This is a genomic window from Sinomicrobium kalidii (assembly GCF_021183825.1).
GTDB classification, from domain to species: domain Bacteria; phylum Bacteroidota; class Bacteroidia; order Flavobacteriales; family Flavobacteriaceae; genus Sinomicrobium; species Sinomicrobium kalidii.
This window is the reverse complement of the sequence record NZ_CP089211.1, coordinates 761,469-782,511: the sequence shown is the minus strand read 5'-3', so window position 1 is coordinate 782,511 and position 21,043 is coordinate 761,469. Positions and strand designations below refer to the sequence as shown.

Genomic DNA, 21,043 nt, shown 5'->3' with positions numbered 1-21,043 from the left:
GTCGTCCGTCATTTGTCATCTGTTTTTGTGAATGGTTCATCTTTTATAGTTTTAAACTCGCACCGAGCATATAGGTTTTATTGGAAGGATAGGTGGTGTAATCCACTCCTATGGACTGGTTACCGTCACTGGATCTCGGACTGTTGATTAGCGGGTCGTAACCGGAGTATCCGGATATGGTAAAGAGGTTCTGGGCACTGACGTACACATTGAATCCTTTGACCCATTTCAACGCATCCACATTAAAAGTATAGCCCAGTCGGAGGTTGTTTAACCGGAGAAAATCCGATTTCTCCATGTATAGCGTGGAGAGTTGCGGGGTATTTTCCGGGTTGGCGCCGTCATTGTAATATTTGGCGAGCAGGTTACGGTCCGATGCCAGGTTGTTAATGTTCAATGCCAGGTTGGTATTGTTGACGAGGTATCCACCTGTTTGTCCGATAAATGAAACGGCGAGATCGAAGCGTTTATAATTCAGTGCCGTATTGATACCGAAGGTGAAATTGGGAAGGGCACCTTCAAATATCCTGCGATCGTCACTGTTAATGACACCGTCGTTGTTGACATCTTCGAATATGTCATTTCCCTGTTCGTCATATCCGAGGTGTTTCAGCATATAGAAAGAACCGGCCTCATATCCGCTTTTATAAATATTGGCCCTTACACCGGATAAACCGGGACCTGCAATGCTACCGGAATATACTTCGGATACGGGAAGGTCTTCGATAACGTTGTTCAATGTAGCCCCGTTGATATCGGCAGTCCAGGAAAAATCACCGGTTTTGACCAGTTGAGAGCCCAATGTGAACTCAAGCCCTTTGTTAATGATCTTTCCGTCAATATTTTTCCATACGGTCGTTGTGGGGCTCAGTGTTTCGGACGGAATGTTCAGGATGGCATCGGTAGTGGTTTTGTTGTAGTAGTCGAGCGATCCGTAAAGCTTGTTGTCCCAAAGGCTGAAATCCACACCTACGTTATACTGGGTCACCACTTCCCATTTCAGGTCGGGGTTGGCGGTACGGTTAATCACAATACCGTTTATCAGTTCCAGGTCGTCATACAGGTAATACCCGCCTGCGGCCGACTGGGAGTAGCTGGCCTGGGTGATCTTGTTCTGTACTTCCTGGTTCCCGGTCTGTCCCCAGCTTGCTCTTAACTTTAACTGGTTCAGGATATCCGTGTCGGTAAGGAAATCTTCCCGGTCCATGGCCCAGGCCAGTGCAAAAGAAGGGAAATACCCGTATTTGTTGTTCTCTCCGAAACGGGTGGAACCATCGGCCCGGAGGGAGGCGGTCACAAAGTATTTACTGTCGAAATTGTAGTTCAGTCTGCCGAAAAAGGATTGCAGTTCATTCTCCTGGGCGTATCCGCTCACACCGGACTGTATTCCGGAATACCCGGGATTATTGGCCGGGGGAACACCTTCGCCCCTGGCGTCAATATTCTCCGTAGAGAAGGAGGTCCCGGAAAAATAGAATTTCTGATAGGAGAAACCACCCAGGATTTCAATCCTGTTTTTTCCCGTTTCCAGGTTGTAGGTCAGGTAGTGTTCCAGCAGGGTGCTTTGCGATTCGAGGTTATTTTGTATATAAGCCCCCAGGGGTGTCCGGTCGGTCACGTTCGGGTACATGGTGGAGTTCCGTTCCGAAGTGGACCGGTCAATACCGTAATTGAACTTGTATTCCAGTCCCGGTAAAATACGGAATGTGGCTTCTATATTACCCAGTACGCGCAGGGTTTTGGTCTGGTCGTCGTATACGTCGAGCAGGTAGAGGGGATTGTAATGTGCGTTCATGTTAAAATTGGTGTATTCCCCGTTTTCGTCAAATACCGTCCGTGTGGGGTTGGCCATCAGGGCATGGATGATCACCTGTCCGTCCGAACCGGCATTGGCCCCGTTGGGAATACCGCTTTCGCGGATTTCACTGGCCGTAAGGTTCATTTTTACCTTCAATCTTTTATCATCGAGAAAGGATTCTTCCGCATTTAAGCGGGCGGTTGTCCTTTTGAAATCGTTGGTTTTTACGATCCCTTCCTGTTCCATGTAAGACAATGAAGCATAATAGTTCCCGGAATCGGTCTGTCTGGAAAAGGACAGGTTGTGGTTCTGGGTGATGGCGGTCCTGTAAAGTTCGTCCTGCCAGTCCGTATTGCCCCCGTGGTCGTAAGATGGGTCGGTGATGGCGTTCCTGTACTGACCGGCATCCATCAGGTCGAGTTTCCGGATCACGCGGGAAAACCCTGCATAGGTATTATAGGTAAGCATGGCGTCTCCCTTTTTGCCCTGTCTGGTTGTGATGAGTACCACACCGTTAGACCCTCTCGCCCCATAAATTGCAGCGGCAGAAGCATCTTTTAATACGGTGATGGATGCAATGTCGCTGGTGTTGAGGAAGTTTAGAGGATTTTTGGGTGATGAGCTTCCGAGTCCGAAATTCGGTCCTCCGGCACTTACGTTTTCATTACTCAGCGGAACACCGTCTACCACGAACAGGGGAGTGCTACCGCTTCGGATAGATCCTATCCCCCTTATGGACACATCTATACCGGCACCGGGCTCACCGCTGGAGTTTACAATACGGACCCCGGCTACCTTACCCTGTATGAGATTGTCGGGAGAAATATTAACGCCTTGTTTGAAATCTTCGCTGGAGATCTGGCTTACCGACCCGGTAATGTCTTTTTTTACCTGGTTTCCATAACCTACAACCACAACTTCACCGAGTTTGGAGGCATCCGGTTCCAGTTTGACGGTCAGCGGAGCATTACCGACGGTAACTTCCCTGGTCTTATAGCCGAGGTAGGAAACCTGAAGTACCTGTCCTTCCGCCACACTTATTTCGAATTCTCCGTCAAAATCGGTAGTTGTTCCCGTAGCGGTGCCCTTCACCACTACATTGGCCCCGCCCAGGGGGACATCGTTCTCGTCTGTAACAATACCGCTTACGGTCTGTTGCGGAATTTCATGCCTGATAACGGTGAACCGTGATGATTCACCTGCCTGCCCTGTCGCCGGGGACAGGACAAGAAAGCCTAAAATAAATATACTTTTCAGTTTTAAGAGAGTAGTTTTGGAATACATCAAATTTTAATTATTAGTTGTACAATTCTTGAAAAAACAGCATCACGGCTACATGTAACCACCGTGATTTTCACTTCGGATGGTTTTATCGGGGTTTTTATTACATATGTTTTTGTTTTGTGTGCGGGAGTTGTAAGTCAGGATGGTACTATAATCGTTTTAGCACTTTGGTCCTGGTTTTGATTTTTGATGGGCTAAGTAAAAAAAGGCGGAGTTCTCCGACATTTTGAAAAGGTTATATTTAAATTAATTTCCCGCCCCTTATTTTACCTTTGTTTAACATTTCGGTGTTCCGGGTTAAGTTAAACTTTACATTACCGGTCTTTCGAAAAGGTTATTGCGGCCTGTTTCCGGTTTTTGCTTTGTCTTAACTTATTTTTAGGGTTACATTTTCTTAATAATCAAAAAGTATCTTTGTAAGATTGTCGTATAAATACCTGTTAAATTACATATTTTTCTTATGAAATATTCTGTTGTTGCTCTGTTTATTTTAATTGCGGGAATTGATCTTATTTTTTCACAGGCAGATACGCTCCGCCTGCATCAACTTCAGGTGATTGGTTCGCATAACAGTTATAAGCAGGCCATAGCGCCGGAACTGTTCCGTTTCCTGGAGGAGAAGGATACCACCGGAGGTATGTTGAGTCTGCAATACGAACATATTGCCATTACCGAACAACTGGATATGGGGTTGCGCAACCTGGAACTCGACATTTATATTGATGATAAAGGAGGAAGATACGCACGTCCGAAAGGACTGGAATTGGTAGAAGACCAACCGGAATACGATCCGGAAGGGAAGATGGAGGCGCCGGGATTTAAAATGCTCCACGTTCCCGATATCGACTTTCGCAGTGAATACCTGACATTGGAAGACTGTCTGAAGGCGCTCAGAAAGTGGTCGTTCGAGCACCCTAGTCATGAGCCGGTATTTATCACCCTGGAAGCCAAGGACGGGAAAGCCAACCATTTCGGAACAAAACCGGAGCCTTTTACCGAAAAGGCTTTTGCGGCGCTGGACAGCGTACTTTTAAATGACCTGGGAAAAGACCATCTCATAACTCCTGATGGCGTAAGGGGTAATTATACTACGCTGGAAGCGGCGGTACTCGACCACCAATGGCCGGTTTTAAAAGAGGCAAGAGGGAAATTCCTCTTTATCCTGGATGATAAGGGGCGTAAAAAGGAACTTTACAGGAAAGGGCATCCGTCGCTCCGCAACCGTGTGCTCTTTGTTTGTGCCGAACCGGGCACTCCCGAGGCCGGGGCGATGATCCTCAACAATCCGGATGACCCGCGTATCCCGGAACTGGTACGAAAAGGATATATCATCCGCACCCGTGCCGATGCCAATACAAAGGAAGCGAGAAATAATGATTATTCCGGGTTTGAGGCGGCAAAAAAATCGGGATCCCAGATCATTACAACCGACTATTACTTGCCCAGCAGGCTTTTCAGGTCCTCCTATCACATCATGTTCGGGGGAAATAGATATGTCAGGGAGAACCCGGTATCAGTTTCGAAATAAAAGTTTATTTCAGTTCGGTTAACGTACCCGAATGTGGGTCGATCGTAAAGTGGTCGGCAGGGGCGCCGTGCATAAAACGGTCCAGGCATTCGAAGAACAGTTTCAGACGGGATTGCAGTTTGTTGTTTTCCGGGAGATCCTTGTACTGTGTTGCCAGGAATTCGTACTGTTTGATCCTGGTGGCAGGGATGTCGGGGAAAGCCAGCTTATCCGCATTCCGGATCTTGTAAAAATCCAGCAAGAGGTCTTGTCCCTTCCAGGTTTCGAAATCCTCCATTTTCAGATCGGCCTGCTTCAGTCTTTTGTCCAGTTCTTTTACGGATTGTCCGGTTGTGCCGATGGTTTGCATCAGGAAATCCCTTCCGTTGAAATGGAGCACGGAATCCCTGAAATGTCCGGGCCAGTCATTTATAAAACGCAACCTGACCAGTTCTTTGAGGTGTGAGAGGGTGAAATCGTGAAAGGAAAGCGTGTTTAATATGCTTTTGTCCCATTCCCGAAGCTGGTGTTTGTGCAAGTATTGAAATTCCTGTTCGTACAGGGGGAACAAGTTTTGAAAATCGGCCACTTCCCGAAGAGGCATGGTTTCCACCTCGATGTGGTTGTCCCGGTGTATGGTGAGGATCTTATAACCGGGCATATAAGCGGCCGGTGACGGGGTCTGGATGTTGACCAGCCAATTCCCGTCTTTATATTTCCTTGTCCCGGTATCATTAATGTGCATATGTCCGCCCACATGTATCCTGAGGCCGGCCTTTGCAAAGGTTTCGGCGACCTCTTCCGGGGGGACGCGCTCCAGTTGCCATTTCTTTTTTCCGATAAGTTGTTTCAGAAGCGGGGAAGCATCATCGTTAAAATCGATCATGGGAAAATGGCTGAAAGCAATCAGCGTTTTGCCTCTTTCCTTGGCCTGTGCGGCTATTTTCTTTACCCAGTCGACCAGATGTTGTTTATGCGACAGGACATTGCGATACCCGATACCAGCCCCGCCGTAATTTTCGGGAACCGGAGGGGCTGTGGTTTTGTCTTTCGGGATATGTACATCCCCGTCCAGGGCCAGGAGCCAGAGCCCTTCCACGGGTTCCACAAGGTAGCTGGCATCGGGAACAGGGAATCCCGGTATTATATCGTACATCCGGTTTTTCAGTGCGGAAGCTTCCAGGGCTTTTTTATAGGAATAATTTTTGGGAGTATAGGCAGAGAAAGGCGTGGCCCAATAATAATCGTCGGGCCTTGGCGAAAAACCGAAATTTTTAAGCGCTTCCATGATTTCCCGGTATCCCGATTTGGCGATATCACGGGTAACAACCGGAGGCAGTTCACCGCGATCAGTATCCCTTTTTCTACTGGTTATAACCTGGTTTTTGCCATCTTTACCGAGAAAATCCGTTTTTTCCGCATCCTGCAGGAACGGACCGACGGGGTCGTGGTTGCCGGTAGTGATAAAAAAGCGTATGTGGTATTCGTCTTCATATGCTTTCAGTATCCGGCGCAGGCCACGAATGTGTATGGGTTGTCCGTCGTCCGTATAATCTCCGGGAAGGGCTACGAGTTTTATGTCTTTTTCGGCAATGTCTTCCAGTGCAGTGCGAAAAGCAAAGTAATTTTCATTGAATATCCGGGTAGAGCGAAGTTGTGATCCCATGGTACGTGCAAGTGTATATTTTCCCGTTTCGGGATTCAGTACACCTTTGTAGTCATTATCAGAAAATTTGCCGTAGATATCCTGTAAATGTACATCTGCCAGGAATGCTATTCGCATATCGGGAGCGGAGGGAGATTGACAAAATCCCGATACCGTGAAGACGGAGAACAGGAATGTAAAGGAGATGGCACGTATGATCATTTATCAGCAAATTAAGGTCAGTTGCAAAAATCCGATATCCGCATTTCTGTTTGCGGGAATTTGCTGTGAAGTTATTGTTATTTTTTTTAATGGAAATTTTTTTGCAGAAAGAATGGAGGCTCCAAAAAACATTAGGTTCTTTTTGTAGAGAACTAAATTTGATTATTTTTGTACTTAAACAGGGTTTTTAGTGGAAAAGTACAGGGATAAGATAGAGCAGCATGGCAGGACTATGGAAAATATGGGGCTGACCCCTGTGGCGGCAAGGGTCTATATTTACCTGATGTTCCATGACAGGCCCGGTGCTGTTTTCGGGGAAATAGTCGATTATTTTAAGGTGAGCAAGAGCGCGGTGTCCAATGCCCTGAAGATGTTGACGTCAGCGGAATTGGTGGAAGCCATAACCATTGGTGGGCAGAGAAAGCGGTATTTTTCGGTAAATTTCAAGTGTATCCTTAATGAAGAAGCCATGACAAAGAAGATGGGGGTTATGTGCGATTTGCTCAGGGATGTGAAGGATGTACAGGAAGTAGGAGCGGAGTTTACCCGTGAAATAGGGGAGGCTATATTGTTGTACGAAATGTTGCAGGTAGAGATCCCTATTATAATGGAGCGCTGGAGAAAGACGATTGCGCTGAAAAAAGAAAAAGGGGATTGATTTTTATCTCTTTTTGTTCTCTTTGTAAAGAACAAAAAGAATTTTCAATACCGGTACATTTTGTCAACCCGGTATGAGGAATACAGCTAAAACTGATGATCATGGCAGTAGAAATTTTTAAGACCAACGTCCAGGACGAGCAACATGCCGACCTTTTAATCACAAGCCTGCAACAGGCCATCCCGGATTTCCTGATCAATTTTGACCTTGAAGATCGTGACCGGATTCTGCGGATAAGCGGTAACCGCGATGTTTCAGGTATGGTGATAAGCTTTTTAAGGAGGGAAGGAGTTGAATGTAAATTATTGTGAAATGATGGGATTTATAGTTTATACAGCACTTACTTTACTGTTGGAACACGCCCCGACAGGACCGGAACACGCTACCGGAATACAAAATATTCCTCCGGAAAAATCGGATAGAGGACATACCAACACCGTTTTTTTGTTTTGCTCAGGTCAGGGCCCAGGTTTCCGGTAGTGCAGGTTTTTAGGGTGGAGGATAATAAATATTCAGGCGTATTCCCAAATAATAAACTTCAAGTCGCCAAAACCAGTAACGGGAACAGAAAGTTATGCTCATTATATCATATTTTTTAGGTTTTATATTTCTATGTACAGGGAATCTGAAGTCTGATCTCCGTATTTTTCCATCTTTTTTCTGCTTATTTTAGCCATAACGTTCCTTTAATGGGAAATAAATTTTTAACTTGTATAACACTTAGAATGTTATAGATATGGGACGTTTTCATTATTTTTCCTGTTTGATTTTGTTTGCCGTATGCTGCAGTTGTATCGGGACTAAAAATACCGTTTCGGATGCTCGGGATTTAGAGGTATTGGATTCGCTTGTTCAACAAAGGAGATTCAAGGTGGTGAACGACTGGGCCAATCCGAGGGTAACTACCGCTATGATGAATATAAGCGGTTTGCTGGGACCACAGAACAATGTACAGCGAATTAATTTGATGGGAAATTCCAATTATCTTGAAGTAAAAGGAGATTCAGTGAAGGCCTATCTTCCTTATTTCGGGGAACGACAGATGGGAGGCGGCTATAATCCTGATGGCCAGGCCATACAATTTGACCAGGAAGCTACCGATTTCGATGCAAATTATATAGAAGCCAAAAAGCTGTACCGCATAACGTTTAAGGCCCGAAAGAACAGCGAATCTTTTGATGTCGTTTTAGAGATTTATGCCAATAAAAAAACCGTTCTTATGGTGAATAGTATGCAGCGGAATCCCATAAGGTATGACGGTACCGTAGCTTCGCTTCCGGAAGAATAACCGGAGGGGATTGACAGTTTCCATAAACAATATCCTTATTTTTTCAATCTGTCCCGAATTTGCCGTTGGTCCGTTCCAATATTTTTTCAGGATCATACCCGATGCCTTTTTTAAAAACCGTTTCGGCTTTCTCAATGACAGCAGGATCCCGTTCAGGATTACAAAACCGACTCTTTTACCTGTCCGGACAGTACCTGTATTTGTACGTCCCAGTGCCCTGGTTCCGTTGAAAGTCATGATCTGAACAGCTTCTTCCGTGGAGAACCCGGCTTCTGTAAAAAGCTTATAGCTTCTTTGATCTCCGAATTGCGGGAGAACATGCCTGCCTGTATCTACACCACTGCATAAAAGCCTTCTCATTTTATAATATAGGTATTCGAACTGCATAATCCTTTTTAATCTTTTTTCCGGGTGAAATCGTCAATTTTCCGATCAAAATTTTTCCTACGGTCCTTGTATTGATCCAGCAAATAGGGAGACATTGCCTTTAGGGTTCTTTCGTCGGTTGGGTACGCTGGCTTCATATATGGACAGCGTAGAGGTTAAAAACACCTGGTTATCCTCTTCGAATGTTATGGAGCATAAGTGCTCTCTGACTTTACCATAATTTTTATGTTTTGGATTTAACATTAATTATGTTGCTTCAGCATGGTTGAGAAAAATTCCTACACCCATCCGTTCTCTATAGGAATTGAAGAAATCAGGTTTATTCATGGTCTTTGAGATATACATATTGTATTCGCAAAAAGTAATTAATGCTCAAAAATAAAAAAGGGTGTTCTTGTTGCATGAAATTAAAGCTACTGATAATCACCGATTAAAACCTCTTTAATAAAAGTGTAGTACAAGTGTAATACTCATTTTGAGATCTTTTAAAGATGTTTTTTCACTTTCGCTGCCGAAAGTATCACTGAATGGATCCTGAGCTTCCGGATTTTTATCGGGAAGGTGACAATGTTTTATACACCCTATTTTGCAATGGTGATTCTTGATAATTCTACTCTTTTTACATGTTGTGTAAATGACTTGATCGATAAAACGAGAAAAATAATATAAGAATCCAGGACCTAATGAAAACCGTATTTTTTCTGCAACACGAATATATCATAGTATATCCGAATAGGAAATTGCCGAATACTTTTTTGTGCAAGCGAAAACACACAAGTTCAAAAAATATTGCCGATATCGTCCGTCCCTTATTTCCCGTAACATAAAGATATTTATCAATCGGGTAAAAACTACAGCTGTCGAATGAAGTAAAAACACAGATTTTCGGTACGGTAGGTTATGTACTTAACTATTGAAGACGTAAATACTTTAATAATTTTTTTGAAATATTTTGCCCTTTACAGGGGCATTATGTATTAACAACAAAAAGGCCTATGAAAAAAAGATTTTTACTCCTGTTTTTTAGTTTTTGTGTTTATGGATTATATGCTCAGGTAGGGATAGGAACCCCTATGCCTGACAATTCTGCACAGCTTGATGTTGTAGCCGGGGATAAGGGGATTCTTATTCCCCGGGTAGCTTTGAGCAGTAGTACGGACAATCAGACCATTGCCAGTGGTAATGTAAACAGTTTGCTGGTGTTCAATACTGCTACGCAGGGAGATATAACTCCCGGATATTACTACTGGTATGACAATCGTTGGCGACGGATTGTTAGTTCCGGGGATGTTGTCGATGGGAACATCCCGGATAAGGTTATGGTCTTTAACCCTGTTACGAGTGAGATCAATTATATCGACGAAAACGGCGATATGCAGGTTATCGGTTTTGAAGAGATCGTACAGGCCTACGAGACGGTTTCAACACTTGTCAATAATGGTAACGGGACCTATACCTATACCGATGAGGAAGGTGTAACCACTACAATTGATATCCCGGCAGATATTCTGAATGATATTGCCGCCGGCGGAGATGTCTTTAATGAGATATTTCGGCTTATACAAGAGTACGGGGGCAACGTCAATTACGATGGATACGAATTTACCTATATAGATGAGAATGGAAATGTTCAGCTTATTAATTTCGGGGATATCGTACGGGCCAATGAAACCCTGACCATATTGACAGACAACGGTAATGGTACGGTAACCTATACGGACGAAGAAGGAGTTGAAACGGTCATAGACCTCTCTGCTATCGTCGATAGTTACGAAACCTTAACAAGCCTTGTGGATAACGGCAACGGGACCATTACCTATACGGATGAAGAAGGTAATACAACCGATTTCGACGCCAATACCACCAGTTACGTAGCTAACGGTGATGGCAGTTATACCTTTACCAACGCCAACGGTGACAGTATGACGGTTGATGTGGCAGGAGATGTTGTAGAGAACATCCGGAACCAGGGTGATATCTATAATGAGATCCTGAACACGATCACAGCCAACAGTGATGCCCTGGTGGATAATGGTGACGGTACGTTCACCCACACCGCAGCCGATGGTACCGTAGTGACCTTCGATGCGAACACGATCACGGTGACGGACAACGGCGACGGCACCTATACCATCACCAATGCCGACAGCACAGCGATGACGGTTGATGTGATCGGAGATGTGGTGACGGACATTCAGAATCAGGGCGATGTTTATAACGAGATCATCAGTATCATTGATACTGAATCCGACGCTTTGGTCGACAATGGCAACGGCACCTTTACACACACCGCAGCAGACGGCACGGTAGTGACTTTTGATGCGAACACGACCACGTTGGCAGACAATGACGATGGTACTTATACATTGACTAATGCCGATGGAACAATCGTAACGGTGGACACCAATGCCGGCACTAATAGCTATGACAATACAACTTCAGGTCTTGCCGCGACGAACGTACAGGATGCCTTGGATGAGATCCAGAACAACCTTGATAATACAAGTGATGTCTTGGCGGACAATGGTGACGGCACCTACACGCACACTGCTGTAGACGGTACGGAAATCACGATCGATGCCAATACGACCGGCGTAACCGTAGTTGACGGTGTATATACCTTTACGGACGGCAATGGCGATACGATAACGACGATCGACACCGATGCAGGTGCGAGTGGTTATGACAATACAAGCAGTGGATTGGCTTCAGACAATGTCCAGGGCGCCATAGACGAGATCGTGAGAAATATCGACAGCGGTGCCGGGGTAGCCCTTGAGGATAACGGAGACGGCACGGTATCGCTGGTGGCCGACGACGGCACAGTTCTGGGCACAGTAAATAAAACAGCGGTAACGGACAACAACGACGGCACCTATACGCTTGACAGTGGTAATGGCACCCCTGTAACGATCGACACCAATGCCGGTGCCCTTGCCTTTGACAACAGTAGCAACGGGTTTACCTCTGATAATGTACAGGGAGCTCTGGAAGAGATCAAGACCCAGCTTGACGGAACCACCGATGTATTGATCGATAATCTTGACGGCACCTATACGCATACGGCTGTAGACGGTACGGAAATCACGATCGATGCCAATACGATCGGCGTAACCGTAGTTGACGGTGTATATACCTTTACGGACGGCAATGGGGATACGATAACCACGATCGATACCAATGCGGGTGCCATAGCTTATGATAACAGTACATCAGGACTTACCTCGGATAATACCCAGGGAGCCATGGACGAACTGGCTCAGACCATAGAAAACAACAAGGGAGATCTTACAGTAAACGGGGGACTGGAATTTACCGGAAATACAGATGGTGTAGATAAACTTTTGGGTGATGCCGGTATCGAGGTGGCTGATGGAGGAATTGATAATGCAAAGCTGGCAAATGATGCTGTTTCGGAAAGTAAGATACAGGACGGGACTATAACTTCTTCAAAAATTCAGAATGGAGAAGTAAAGGAATCGGACTTGGGAGCGGATGCTGTTTCCACAGATAAAATTCAGAATAAAGCTGTAAGCCCTGAAAAACTGGGAACTGACGGAGTTCCTTCGGGACAGGTACCCATAGCTGATGGAAGTGGTGGTGTGGTTTATGGTAATCTTTCTTCTGACAATGTAGATGGTAAAGACCTCACTGCCGGAGACGGTTCTGTCACCGTAGTTGACGGTACGGGGGCTACTTTGGTCGACGCTGATGTCAGCGTTTCTCCCGACGGGATTACCAACGATAAGTTGGCAGACAATGCCGTACAGACAGAAAATATCATAGACGGGGCGGTCACCAGTGAAAAGATAGGCGCAGATGCCGTTACTTCAGATAAGATTCTGGACGGCGAAGTACAGACAGCCGATATAGCCGACGGAGCCGTAAGCCCGGACAAAATGGAGGGCGGTACTGCAGACCAGGTCATGATTACCAATGCGGCCGGTGATGTAATATGGGTGGACAATGCGGCTTTTGTGCAAGACAACGAAACCGTGACCACGATTGAAGAAAACACTACCGGTATCTATACGTATACCAACGAGGCCGGAATGCCGTGGGATATCCATACTGAGGCCGGAAGTAATCCTTATGACAATACAGCCAGTGGATTGGCTTCGGACAATGTACAGGGTGCCATAGACGAGATCGTGAACAATATCGACAGCGGAGCCGGAGTAGCCCTTGCAGACAACGGAGACGGCACGGTATCACTGGTGGCCGACGACGGTACAGTTCGGGGCACGGTAGATAAAACAGCGGTAACAGACAACAACGACGGCACCTATACGCTTGACAGCGGTAATGGCACCCCTGTAACGATCGACACCAATGCCGGTGCCCTTGCCTTTGATAACAGCAGCAACGGATTTACCTCTGATAATGTACAGGGAGCTCTGGAAGAGATCAAGACCCAGCTTGACGGGACTACCGATGTATTGATCGATAATCTTGACGGCACCTATACGCATACGGCTGTAGACGGTACGGAAATCACAATCAATGCCAATACGACCGGTGTAACCGTAGTTGACGGGGTATATACCTTTACGGATGGCAATGGGGATACGATAACCACGATCGACACCAATGCAGGTGTGAGCGGTTATGACAATACAGGCAGCGGATTGGCCTCGGACAATGTACAGGGCGCCATTGATGAGGTTGTGAACAATATCGACAGCGGAGCCGGAGTAGCCCTTGCAGACAACGGAGACGGCACGGTATCACTGGTGGCCGACGACGGTACAGTTCGGGGCACGGTAGATAAAACAGCGGTAACAGACAACAACGACGGCACCTATACGCTTGACAGCGGTAATGGCACCCCTGTAACGATCGACACCAATGCCGGTGCCCTTGCCTTTGACAACAGCAGCAACGGATTTACCTCTGATAATGTACAGGGAGCTCTGGAAGAGATCAAGACCCAGCTTGACGGGACTACCGATGTATTGATCGATAATCTTGACGGCACCTATACGCATACGGCTGTAGACGGTACGGAAATCACAATCAATGCCAATACGACCGGTGTAACCGTAGTTGACGGGGTATATACCTTTACGGACGGCAATGGGGATACGATAACCACGATCGACACCAATGCAGGTGCGAGCGGTTATGACAATACAGGCAGCGGATTGGCCTCGGACAATGTACAGGGCGCCATTGATGAGGTTGTGAACAGTATTAACTCGGGAGCCGGTGTAGCACTTCAGGACAACAATGATGGTACGGTGACCTTACTTGCCGACGACGGTACGGACCTGGGAACCGTAAACAAATCGGATGTAACCGACAATGGAGGCGGTATTTATACCTTTACGAACAACGACGGTACGGATGTGACTATCGACACCAACGCAGATACCAGTGTTTACGACAATACCGGCAGTGGTCTTGCTTCAGACAATGTCCAAGACGCCATAGATGAACTTACAAACATGGCCGGAATCGTATCGCCTCTTACCGATAATGGCGACGGGACATTCACCTATACGGACGAAGAAGGGAATATAACTGATTTTGATGCCAACACTACCGGTTATGTAGCTAATGGCGACGGCAGCTATACCTTCACCAATGCCAACGGCGAGAGCATGACATTGGATGTGGTCGGGGATATAACCACGGACATTCAGAACCAAGGGGATGTATACAATGAGATCATCAGCATCATTGATGCCGGATCGGACGCTTTGGTAGACAACGGCGATGGGACGTTCACCCACGCGGCGGCAGACGGAACGGTAGTGACCTTTGATGCGAACACCGTGACAATGGCAGACAATGCAGATGGGAGCTACACGCTGACCAATACCAATGGAGATACGGTTACGATCGATACCAGTGCGGGCAGCAACCCCTATGACAACACGGATAGCGGCTTGGCTTCGGACAATGTTCAGGGGGCCATAGACGAGATCCTTCAGAATCTTGAAGACAGCAATGCCAGTGTTGACCTTGTGGACAACGGCGACGGTATGGTGACTTTAGTCAGGCCCGACGGCACGGAAGTGAGCGTAAACAAATCGGACATCACGGATAATACCGACGGCACCTATACCTTCACCAACAATGACGGTACGGATGTCACCATCGACACCAATGCCGATACCAGCGGATATGACAACACAGACAGCGGTCTTACATCCGATAGTGTACAGGACGCTATCGATGAGATCGTCAACAATATCGGTAGCGGAGGAGGAGTAGGTCTGGTTGATAACGGTGACGGTACGGTCACTTTAGTGGCGGACGATGGCACAGAACTTGGGTCCGTAGATAAATCAGAGATCACGGATAACCAGGATGGTACGTACACCTTTAACAATGGGGACGGCACCCCTGTAACGGTAGATGTAATAGGCGATGTGGCAGACAATATTGCCAACCAGGGTGACATTTACAACGAGATTGTCAATGTATTGGAAGGCAACTCTGACGAACTGGTAGACAACGGTGACGGTACCTATACACATACTGCTGTTGACGGTACTATTGAAGAAATAAAAGCTGCCATGCCCAAATTCTTTTATATGCCGAGTATTGTTTTTGATACTTCGGTTACAGGAACCGGGCTTACCCGAGATTTATACCAGGAATATGCCGATCAGTTTGGTACCCCTATGGTAAGCAGTGCCGGGGCAGCGGGAGCAATCCCAACCTTACCGGCTACGGAACTGGAGTATCATATTACTTATTACGATACCACAGTGTTTGCCAATGTAAGCGTGGATGCCAATGGCATATTAACCTATGATGTTATAGGAGATGCCACTCCTGCTTCTTTTATGAATATTGTATTTGTAGTTAAATAGTATGAGAGATAAGAAAAAATACACACTCATTATTCTTCTTATAAGCCTGGGTACGATAGCATCAGGTTTTGCTCAAAACGCCCCTTGTTATCAGCGCGTGGGGGTAGACGGTGGAGACTTTGGTTGGAGTTGTAGTGATTGCCCTACCAACCCTGTTGAAGAAAACTTTACACAGCCGGCAACCAACGCTGGTTTTACATTGGATATTTTCGTGCTGGACAACTCGTTTAATATGGAGATCAACGGCGTGGACCTTGCGACACAGGAGATCGAATTTCAATCCAATGGTACCTCGGGGATAAATGTTCGTTTTGCTGATGGCGATGAATATGAAACAAATACTCAGGATATCTGGCAGATGGAGGGAGATGCAGAGAACCCGCTGATACGGGTGGAAATCGGCCCAAACGGGGATGTGTCCTTGTTTGGTAGTAAAGTGTCCGGAGGACCGTTGTTCCCACTGGAACTTATTAACGGAAACACGCTGAATACCATTACCTGGAATACGATAGGTTCCAACACCGTCATAGCACGGCAGAACGTAGTGGGAGCAACAGAAATGCGGGGTACGGGATATGGTTTAAGTGAGATGCCTTGTGAAGATATGTATGACATCACTAAAGACGGTGAGTTTATAGATGCCGACAGCGACGGATATGCGCAGGTTGGTGAAAACATACGCTATACCTTTAGTGTAGAACATAAGGGTAACCACGAAGCAGTCTATAATGTACAGATTACAGATCCCCTGTTAAGTGATGATCCAATTGAATTAAGTGCCGGTGTAAACATGCTGGGAGGTATGCTAACGGGAGATACCAACACCAACGGCATTTTGGATATTGGTGAAACCTGGACTTTTACAGTGGATTATCAGGTCACACAGGAAGATATACTCTGGAACAAAGGCGTATACAACCGTGCAATGATGACCGGTGATCGTGAATCGGGTCAGCAATTGCCATCGAAAGAATCTACGGATCCCACACCATACCGGAATGGCGACCAGGGGTGGGATCCTGCACGACCGGAGCATACTTATGTGTCGCTGAACGGACGCGGGAACGGGCAGTTGATCACCAACCCTATGCTTCCTTCTAAAGCAAGAAACTAATGAATAACATAAAAAAACATATACAGATAAAAGTACTTTGGGCAGTGTCGCTATGCTTTTCTTTAGGATGGAACTATGCCCAGACCACTAACCAGGGAATACTCTATGTAAGCTCCGACACACAATTTTCCACTTTGGGTGACCTGGAGAATACCACTTCCGGTGAGTTCTATAACGACGGAGAAGCTTTTATTTATGCCGGCTTTAATAATGAAGGAGTTGTTGATTTTTACCTGGAAACCGGCCTTACCCGTTTTATCGGTACGCAACCACAACAGATCAGCGGTAGTGCGGAAAGCTATTTTTACAACCTGTATTTTGAGAATACCAGTGCCGAAGCTCCTTTTCATCTGTCCGGTGCCATCAGTGCAAGCGGGGAAGTGGATTTTCGCGAAGGTATTGTAGATAACGACAACCACGGCGGAAGTTTTACGTTTACCTCCAATGCGGTCCATGTCAATACCTCTGATTTCAGTCACGTAGACGGTCCGGTCGTCAAAACCGGTGATACCAGGTTTGTCTATCCCATCGGCGACGGCGGCTATTACCGTTTTGCCGAAATGTCCCCGCCCGAAAGCGCTTCCGCAGTTTTTGAAGGGAAGTATTACTTCCAAAATTCCAACGATCGCTATTCTCATACCTCCAGGCAAGATATCATAGAGCATATCGACGATGCCGAATACTGGACGGTGGAAAAGACGACTGAATCTGAAGACGTCTTTATCAGTCTTTCCTGGCGCGATGTCACAACCCCCGAAATGTTCATAGATGCTGCCCAAAACAATCTGTTGCATATCGTAAGGTGGGACGAAGACAACGGGCAATGGATAGATGAAGGCGGTACTACCGACCTGGGAGATAAGGTGGTTACCAGTCCGGTATCGGGCTACGGGGTATTCACCTTCGGAATAATCCGGGAAGAAGCCCCGGAAGAGGATGGCGTGGTGATCTACAACGGAGTTTCCCCAAATGGCGACGGGATGAATGACTTTTTTTATATCAAGGGCATAGAAAAATATCCCGACAACACCCTGGAGGTATATAACCGTTGGGGCGTAAAAGTGTTCGGTACGGAAGGGTATGGCGTAAACGGTAACTGGTTCCGGGGATATTCCGAAGGGAGGGCTACCGTAAACGAAGGAAAACGACTGCCTACGGGAACATACTTCTACATATTGAAGTACATCAATGAAAACGGGAACAGGGAAGACAGATCGGGATATTTATATATCAACTGATTCAGGGGCATCTCAATTTAAAGACAATTAACGGGGATGTTCGTTGTCCCGTCGGATCACCTGAAAAACATAACCGGAAAACGGAAAGCAAACCGGCTTGTCCCGGCGGTCAAATACGGAAAAACAGAAGCCTATGAAAAAAAATACTTTACTATTATTACTGTTGTTATTGGGTGTTGCCGCAGTTCATGGGCAACAAGAGCCGCAATACACACAATATATGTACAACACGGTAAGTGTTAACCCCGGATATGCCGGAACCCGTGGCGTTACCAGCCTGTTCGGGTTATACCGTTCGCAATGGGTGGGGCTGGACGGCGCCCCTAAAACAGCACAGTTCTCCGTACATTCACCAGTAAGTTACAGAGGGCATGGTCTTGGACTTTCCATAATAAACGATCGTATTGGCCCGGCACAGGATACTTACGTGAGCGCCAGTTTTTCCTATCTTCTCCAGCTTTCACCTCGAACCAAACTGAATCTAGGACTTATGGCAGGAGGTAGTTTCCTGGAAGTGGATTATGATAAACTGAACGTAGAACATCCGGGCGACCCCGAACTTTCCGGGAGATTGAGCAAATTCTCACCCAATATAGGGGCAGGAGCATATCTGCATGCCGATAACTGGTATGTAGGCCTGTCCGTTCCGGCACTTCTCGAAACCCATTTTTATGATGATATCCAGCAATCTGTTGCCCGGGAGAAGATGCACTTCTATCTCATAGGCGGGTATGTTTTTGATCTGAACCCCAACCTGAAATTCAAACCGGCAGGGATGGTAAAAGCCGTAAGCGGAGCCCCCCTTGCCGTAGATGTTACGGCCAATTTCCTGTTCCATGAAAACTTTACCCTCGGAGCGGCCTACCACTGGGATGCGGCCGTCAGTGCACTTGCAGGATTTCAGATAACCGAAGGACTGCAGGTAGGCTATGCTTACGACTGGGACACGACCAGGCTCGGAAATTACAATTCAGGGACCTATGAGATATTTCTCAGGTTCGAATTCATTTCATCTGCCGGAAAACGACTCCGCACCCCCAGGTTTTTCTGATCAAGACCTATAAAAGAGCACACTATGAGGAAATATATACGCATAACGATATTGTTTATAATTGCAGCCCAGATGGCGTTTGCCCAGGAAGCCAGAAAAGAAAGAGCTGATAAAAACTACGGTAAATTCGCCTATATCAAAGCCAGTGAATTGTACGAAAGGCTGGTGGAAAAGGGCTATGAATCACAAGACCTGTTCGCCCGGCTTGCCGATGCCTGCTATTTTAATGCCAGGTATTCCGAAGCCCTTCTCCGTTACGAAAAAATGCTGTCCTACGATACAAAGGTAAGGCCGGTCTATTATTACCGCTATGCCCAGTGCCTGAAAGCCGAAGGGGAATATGAGAAAGCAGAGCAGGCCCTTACAGAGTTTTACACCCTCATTGGGCAACCCGGAAGGCCTGAGGTATCATTGACAGGCCAGCTTGCGGATATAGAACACTTTTCCGGCCGCTATGCTATTGCCGATGCGGGGATCAATACGGAATATGCCGATTTCGGATCGGCCTACCGGGGAAAAGACAAACTTATTTTTGCTTCCGCAAGAGATACGGGGATATTTGTACAGCGTACTCATGTATGGAACAAACAGCCTTTTTTAAAACTCTACGAAGCGGATATCAATGAAGATGGAAAACTGGAAAACCCGGTGAAACTCAAAGGTGAGGTCAACAGGAAATTTCATCAGAGTACCCCGATCGTTACCCATGATGGAAAGACTATGTATTTTACCCGGAATAATTTTCTGCGGGGCAAGTACGGGAAGTCGGAAAACGGTACAAATCACCTGAAAATATACAAGGCCACCAATAACGAGGGAAAATGGGAGGATATCGAGGAACTTCCTATTAACGACGACGAGTTTTCTACGGCACATCCCGCTTTAGACCCGGATGAAAAAATGCTGTATTTTGTTTCGGATCGGAACGGGACCCGGGGAAAATCAGACCTCTTCGCCGCCGAAATACGCCCGGACGGGAGTTTTGGTCCGGTGCTTAACCTGGGCGATAAGATCAATACCAGGGGCCGGGAAACCTTTCCTTTTGTAAGTGATTCCGGTATCCTGTATTTTGCTTCCGACGGGCATCCCGGCCTTGGTGGGCTGGATGTGTTTGCTGTGCATAAGGACGCTTTCGGAAACGACAGGGTCATCAACCTGGGCAAACCGGTAAACTCTCCAGCTGACGATTTCGGTTATGTGATTGACGAAGCCGGGAAAAAGGGGTTTTTCTCCTCAAACCGGGGAGAGAAAACCGCTTTTGACAATATATATGCATTCACCGAAAACCGCCCCGTATCCCTGGTTGCGGAATTATGCGGGCATGTGAGGGACAGTATCACTAAAGAACCGCTGGCCGGAACGCAACTCACCCTCTACGATGAGAACAAAAAGGAACTGAAGAACTTCCGCACCGATGCTTCCGGTAATTTCTGTACCGAAGTGGTGCCGTATGAAAATTATGTGCTCCGGTCGGAAAAAGAGGAATACCAGGTGCACGAGGAATTTGTTGCCCGGCTGGACCATAAAGAAAAAAGGGAATTGCTGATCGAACTGAACCGGGAAGACATTAAAGTAACCACCGGAGATGACCTCACGACAAAACTGGGGCTCAAACCCATCTATTTCGACTTTGACAAACACAGCATAAGGGAAATATCGAAAATAGAACTCGGTAAGGTCATCGAAGTCATGCAGCAATACCCGGGTATTGCCATAGATGTGCGTTCGCATACCGATAGCCGGGGAAGTGACCAATACAATATGCAGTTATCCGAAAACAGGGCCAGGGCTACTATGGATTACATTATAAATGTCGGAGGGATAGCTCCCGGAAGGATCTCCGGGAAAGGTTATGGCGAAAGTCAACTCGTCAATGATTGTTCCGATGGTGTAAAATGTTCGGAAGAAGCGCATCAACTCAACCGGAGAAGTGAGTTTATAATTTTAAAAATGTAAATGAAAGCCGGTATGGATAATTCGATATTAAATTGGGAATACATGAGTATGGAAAAGGATACTCATAGCAG

12 protein-coding genes are annotated in these 21,043 nt (G+C 46.5%); 9 read left to right on the top strand and 3 right to left on the bottom strand.

All coding sequences use genetic code 11. From position 1 onward, the window contains the following. Positions 1 to 43: 43 nt before the first annotated feature. The gene (locus LS482_RS03030; RefSeq protein WP_233030277.1) at positions 44 to 3,082 is read right to left on the bottom strand and encodes a SusC/RagA family TonB-linked outer membrane protein; all 3,039 of its coding nucleotides are present in this window, start codon (positions 3,080 to 3,082) and stop codon (positions 44 to 46) included. A gap of 460 nt (positions 3,083 to 3,542) precedes the next feature. Between LS482_RS03030 and LS482_RS03025 the strand changes: the two genes are divergently transcribed. Next, positions 3,543 to 4,610, top strand: a complete 1,068-nt coding sequence (locus LS482_RS03025) for a phosphatidylinositol-specific phospholipase C1-like protein (RefSeq protein ID WP_233030276.1) — start codon at positions 3,543 to 3,545, stop codon at positions 4,608 to 4,610. A 4-nt stretch (positions 4,611 to 4,614) separates the two neighbouring features. Here the strand turns inward: LS482_RS03025 and LS482_RS03020 are convergent, their stop codons facing one another. Then, a complete protein-coding gene (locus LS482_RS03020) occupies positions 4,615 to 6,456 on the bottom strand; it encodes a metallophosphoesterase family protein (protein WP_233030275.1) in 1,842 nt (613 codons plus the stop codon). A 190-nt stretch (positions 6,457 to 6,646) separates the two neighbouring features. Here LS482_RS03020 and LS482_RS03015 point away from each other — a divergent pair, with 190 nt between their 5' ends. From LS482_RS03015 to LS482_RS03005, 3 genes are all read left to right on the top strand, one after another. Continuing rightward, positions 6,647 to 7,114, top strand: a complete 468-nt coding sequence (locus LS482_RS03015) for a GbsR/MarR family transcriptional regulator (protein WP_233030274.1) — start codon at positions 6,647 to 6,649, stop codon at positions 7,112 to 7,114. Between the two features lie 101 nt (positions 7,115 to 7,215). Continuing rightward, the gene (locus tag LS482_RS03010; RefSeq protein WP_233030273.1) at positions 7,216 to 7,425 is read left to right on the top strand and encodes a hypothetical protein; all 210 of its coding nucleotides are present in this window, start codon (positions 7,216 to 7,218) and stop codon (positions 7,423 to 7,425) included. Between the two features lie 425 nt (positions 7,426 to 7,850). Then, positions 7,851 to 8,402, top strand: coding sequence for a DUF4251 domain-containing protein (locus LS482_RS03005; protein WP_233030272.1), 552 nt, complete (start codon positions 7,851 to 7,853; stop codon positions 8,400 to 8,402). On the opposite strand, the gene LS482_RS03000 is transcribed toward LS482_RS03005, so the two are convergent. Then, a complete protein-coding gene (locus LS482_RS03000) occupies positions 8,301 to 8,639 on the bottom strand; it encodes a hypothetical protein (RefSeq protein ID WP_233031790.1) in 339 nt (112 codons plus the stop codon). The two genes, LS482_RS03005 and LS482_RS03000, sit on opposite strands and share 102 nt — an antisense overlap. Before the next feature lie 1,145 nt (positions 8,640 to 9,784). Between LS482_RS03000 and LS482_RS02995 the strand changes: the two genes are divergently transcribed. The 5 genes from LS482_RS02995 to LS482_RS02975 all read left to right on the top strand — a co-directional run bounded on the left by LS482_RS02995 (position 9,785) and on the right by LS482_RS02975 (position 20,972). After that, entirely contained in the window at positions 9,785 to 15,613 is a 5,829-nt protein-coding gene (locus tag LS482_RS02995) for a beta strand repeat-containing protein (protein ID WP_233030271.1), read from the top strand. A 1-nt stretch (position 15,614) separates the two neighbouring features. Further along, the gene (locus LS482_RS02990; RefSeq protein ID WP_233030270.1) at positions 15,615 to 16,727 is read left to right on the top strand and encodes a CLIPPER-2 domain-containing protein; all 1,113 of its coding nucleotides are present in this window, start codon (positions 15,615 to 15,617) and stop codon (positions 16,725 to 16,727) included. Continuing rightward, positions 16,727 to 17,965, top strand: coding sequence for a T9SS type B sorting domain-containing protein (locus LS482_RS02985; protein ID WP_233030269.1), 1,239 nt, complete (start codon positions 16,727 to 16,729; stop codon positions 17,963 to 17,965). The genes LS482_RS02990 and LS482_RS02985 overlap by 1 nt, the downstream gene beginning before the upstream one ends. A 133-nt stretch (positions 17,966 to 18,098) precedes the next feature. Next, positions 18,099 to 19,016 carry a PorP/SprF family type IX secretion system membrane protein gene (locus LS482_RS02980; RefSeq protein ID WP_233030268.1) on the top strand — a complete coding sequence of 306 codons (918 nt, stop codon included), beginning with the start codon at positions 18,099 to 18,101 and terminating at the stop codon, positions 19,014 to 19,016. Positions 19,017 to 19,040: 24 nt separating this feature from the next. Continuing rightward, the gene (locus tag LS482_RS02975; protein WP_233030267.1) at positions 19,041 to 20,972 is read left to right on the top strand and encodes an OmpA family protein; all 1,932 of its coding nucleotides are present in this window, start codon (positions 19,041 to 19,043) and stop codon (positions 20,970 to 20,972) included. Positions 20,973 to 21,043: the final 71 nt, after the last annotated feature.